Source organism: Sandarakinorhabdus sp., from assembly GCF_040398645.1.
Classification (GTDB): Bacteria; Pseudomonadota; Alphaproteobacteria; order Sphingomonadales; family Sphingomonadaceae; genus Sandarakinorhabdus.
Genome location: NZ_JBBATR010000019.1, coordinates 1 through 4075 on the forward strand (window position 1 = coordinate 1; position 4075 = coordinate 4075).

The window sequence follows — 4075 nt, forward strand, 5'->3', positions numbered from 1 at the left end:
TCGGCGCGCGGCTGCACCACCTGCGGCGGCAATGGCCGCGTTGCCATGCGGCAGGGCCTGTTCATGGTGGAACGCACCTGCCCGGCCTGCCATGGCCAGGGCCAGATCATCGCAGATCCGTGTAGCAGCTGTGGCGGCGCCGGCCGGGTGGAAAAGCAGAAAACGCTGGATGTGAATGTGCCGCGCGGCGTGGATGATGGCACAAGGATTCGGGTTGCCGGCGAAGGCGAAGCGGGCGCGCGCGGCGGCCCAGCCGGCGATTTGTATATTTTCGTGCATCTGAAGGCGCATGATCTGTTCAAGCGCGACGGCACCACTCTGTTTGCGCTGGCGCCGCTGTCGATCACCGTTGCTGCCTTGGGCGGCGACGTGGATGTGCCGGCGCTGGACCGCGAAAAGACCGTGATCAAGGTGCCGCCCGGCACGCAGACCGGCAAGCAATTCCGGGTGCGCGGCAAGGGCATGCCGGCGCTGAACAATGGCGGCTTTGGCGATCTGGTCATCCAGGTCGAGGTGGAAACACCTGTCAAACTCACCAAGCGCCAGCGCGAGCTGCTGGAAGAGTTTCAGGCGATCGAAACCAGCGAAGGCGGCCGCAACACGCCCAAGGCGCAAGGCTTTTTCGACAAGCTGAAAGACGCCTGGAACGAATTGACCGAATAATACGCTCTCATCGTGCGGGAGAGGACGACTCGGCGCAGCCGAGCGGGGCGAGGGGTGGCAGCGCCAATATAGTTGCGCTAACCCACGGCCATGGACCCCGCCCGCCTCGCCAACCGCCGCATCCTCATCACCGGCGCGGCGCGTGGGCTCGGGCTGGCGATTGCGCAGCGCTGCGCCGCCGAAGGCGCGCGGGTGATGCTGGCCGATGTGCTGCCCGAAGGCGAAGCCCGCGCGGCAGAGATTGGTGAGGCGGCGGCTTTCGTCCACTGCGACGTCACCAGCCGCAGCGCCATCGACGCTGCAATGGCCGCCACCGTGGCGCGTTTTGGCGGCTTGGACGGTGTGGTCAACAATGCCGGCATCGCGCCCAAGGGCGATGTTTTCACCGAAACGCCCGAGCAGTTTGACCGGGTAATCGCCACCAATCTCACCGCCGCGTTCCATGCCACGCAATTGGCCGTGCCGCATCTGATCGCGGCTGGCGGCGGCGTGATCGTCAACATGTCCAGCGTCAATGCCCTGCTCACCATCCCGGCGCTGCTGGCCTATAATGTCGCCAAGGGCGGCCTCAATCAGCTGACGCGCAACACCGCCGTGGCGCTGGCGCCGCACAAGATCCGCGTCGTCGGCATCGGGCCAGGCACCATCCTGACCGAACTGGCGAAAAATGCCGTGATGGCCGACGCCGGCGCGCGCGCGCAGATCTTGTCGCGCACGCCGCTGGGCCGCGCGGGCGAACCGGCCGAAATTGCCGCCATCGCAGCGTTTCTGCTCAGTGATGAAGCCAGTTACATCACCGGCGAAACGCTTTATGCGGATGGCGGACGGCTGGCGCTGAACTATACGATGCCGCCAGCAGATACCTGACCGGAGATGATGCGTGATTGATGCCGAATGGTGGGACTATGACAGTGCCGAAGAAATGGCCGAAGCCGTCGCGGGCGATATCGCCTATTTGATCGGCCAGGCGCTGGAGGCGCGTGGCCGCGCGATGGTGGCGTTTCCGGGCGGCAGCACACCGGTGCCCGCGCTTAAGCGGCTGGCGGCCATGCCGATCGAATGGGCCGATGTGACGATCCTGCCCACCGATGACCGGCTGGTGCCCGTGACTGATCCGATGTCCAACGCCGGCATGCTGGCGCGAATGTTCCTGCCCAAAAAGGCGCGGGTGATCCCGCTGACAGCTGGCGAAAGCGATCCGGTGATGGCCGGCCGCGCCGCCGATGAACGGCTGGCCGATTTGCAATGGCCGCTGGATGTGGCGTGGCTGGGCGTGGGCGAGGATGGCCATACGGCCTCGATCTTTCCCGGCCCGGATTTCGATGCTGCCATTGCTGGCCCAAAGGCGCGCCGGGCTCTTGGCGTTCGCCCCGATCCGTTGCCCGCCGATGCGCCAGTGCCGCGCGTGACGCTGACTGGCCCGACGCTGGCCACCGCCCGCGTGGTGACATTGGTGCTCAGCGGCACCGCCAAGCGCAAGATGCTTGAGCAGGCGATCAAGCAAGGCGCGTCCAGCACTCTGCCGATCGGGCGGCTGCTGGCCGAGCTGGATATGGACATCGATATCCACTGGTGCCCCTGACCGGTGCGCGTGCGGCGGATCTGGTTGCCGGTTATTGGTGCCGCCGCGCTGATTGCGGCTGCGCCGCCGCCGCAAATCACGCTGGCCGCCGATGCGCCACTCCAGGCGGCCATCAACGGCCAGCCGGTGACGCTGTCGCTGGCCACGGGCAGCGTTGACCGCATCACCCTGAATGAAGACACGGTGGCGCGGCTGGGCATCAAGCCGGCGACGCTGTTTGGCAAGGCAACCGTGAAAATTGGGCGCAGCAATGTCCTGACCGGCCGCAACGCGCCGGCAACGATCGATCTGGCTGGCCTGAATTTCAAGCAGCGCGCCTTCTGGTTTGTCGGCGCGGCGCCGGTGCCGGAGCAAGGCAGCATCGGCCCGCAGGCGCTGCCGCACGGCCGGGTGACCGTGCAGCTGCGGCCCGGCCCGCCCGGCCCGGGATTTGTGCTGTCGCTGTTCGGCGATATCAACAGCAGCAGTTACGGCGGGGTGGGCGGCGCTGGCTATCGCTTTGGCATTGCGGTGGATGTGCGCGGCCGCAGCCGATTGCCCGTGGCGTCGGCAGCCGTGGGCGCCGATCTGGCGGCGGCATTGGGCGGCCGGCTGGTTGGGGAGCCATGGCAGGAGGAGATTTTGCTGGGCGTGGTGCGTCCGGTCCGCCGGCTGGTGCTGGACCGGCCGCTGGTGATCGGGCCGTTCCAGTTCAGCGAAATTTCGGTGCGTGTCACCGATCGCCGCGATGACACGGCGCAGCTGGAACGCGGCCAGCAGGCACCGCCCGACGCGGATGAAGACCCAGCCGAAATCGTGGTGACCGGCGATACCGGCAAGCAGCGCCGCGCCGTGCGGGTGCTGACGTTGTCGCGCACGCAGCTTGATGCGCAAGCCTGCCGGGCTGTCACATTCGACAAGATCGGCCGGCAGATGATCCTCGATTGCTGAGCGCGCCGGATATTTGATTTATTTCTGTCATACTGACAGTCTACACGCGCTTCATGGCTTTGTTTCTCGCTCCGATGGTGGTCCTGCTGATGGTCGCTCCGCTGACACCCGCTCCTGCCCCGGCACGTCTGATGGCGGTGCCGCCGCAGCCGCCGATCATCATCGCGCACCGCGGCGCCAGCGCCGAACGGCCCGAGCACACGCTGGCCGCCTATGAACGCGCCATCGACCAAGGCGCTGATTTCATCGAGCCTGACCTGGTGCCCACCAAGGATAACCAGCTGGTGGCACGCCACGAAAACGAAATTTCCGGCACCACCGATGTCGCCAGCAAGCCGGAATTTGCCGCGCGCAAGGCCACCAAGACCATCGACGGCGAGACCATCACCGGCTGGTTTACCGAAGATTTCACGCTGGCCGAGCTGAAAACGCTGCGCGCCAGGGAACGCCTGCCACAGCTGCGCCCGGCCAATGCCGCCTATGATGGCCAGTTCGAAATCCCGACGCTGGCGGAGATCATCGCGCTGGCCAAGGCCGGATCGGCGCGCACCGGGCGCACCATCGGCATCTACCCGGAAACCAAGCATCCCAGCTATTTTCGTGGGCTGGGCCTGGCCATCGAGCCTGTCTTGCTGGCACAGTTGCAAGCTGCCGGCTGGAACACGGCGGCCGCGCCGGTGTTCATCCAGAGCTTTGAAATCGATAATCTCAAGGCCCTGAAAGCCCAGACCAACGTGCGGCTGATTCAATTGCTGGCCCCGGCCGGCAAATCGGCCGACGGCCATGATTATGCGGCGCTCGCAGCGCCAGCGGGCTTGAAAGCCATTGCCGCCTATGCATTCGGCATCGGCCCGGAAAAGACCATGATCATCCCGCGTGACAGCGCCGGCCGGCTCGGCA

5 protein-coding genes are annotated in these 4075 nt (G+C 66.1%); all 5 read left to right on the plus strand.

Annotation, left to right across the window (positions count from 1 at the left end; translation table 11 throughout):
* Positions 1–663 (plus strand): DnaJ C-terminal domain-containing protein (locus ABWP50_RS06240; protein WP_353217132.1); only part of this gene is annotated, 663 nt, incomplete at its 5' end.
* A 90-nt stretch (positions 664–753) separates the two neighbouring features.
* Entirely contained in the window at positions 754–1530 is a 777-nt protein-coding gene (locus ABWP50_RS06245; RefSeq protein WP_353217133.1) for an SDR family NAD(P)-dependent oxidoreductase, read from the plus strand.
* A gap of 13 nt (positions 1531–1543) precedes the next feature.
* On the plus strand, positions 1544–2245 hold the full coding sequence (gene pgl, locus ABWP50_RS06250; RefSeq protein ID WP_353217134.1) for a 6-phosphogluconolactonase: 702 nt from the start codon (positions 1544–1546) through the stop codon (positions 2243–2245).
* 9 nt (positions 2246–2254) lie between these two features.
* Positions 2255–3175 (plus strand): hypothetical protein, encoded by a 921-nt coding sequence (locus tag ABWP50_RS06255; RefSeq protein ID WP_353217135.1) that lies wholly within the window; start codon positions 2255–2257, stop codon positions 3173–3175.
* Between the two features lie 53 nt (positions 3176–3228).
* Positions 3229–4075: glycerophosphodiester phosphodiesterase family protein (locus ABWP50_RS06260; protein WP_502950993.1), on the plus strand; the 847-nt coding region annotated here is incomplete at its 3' end.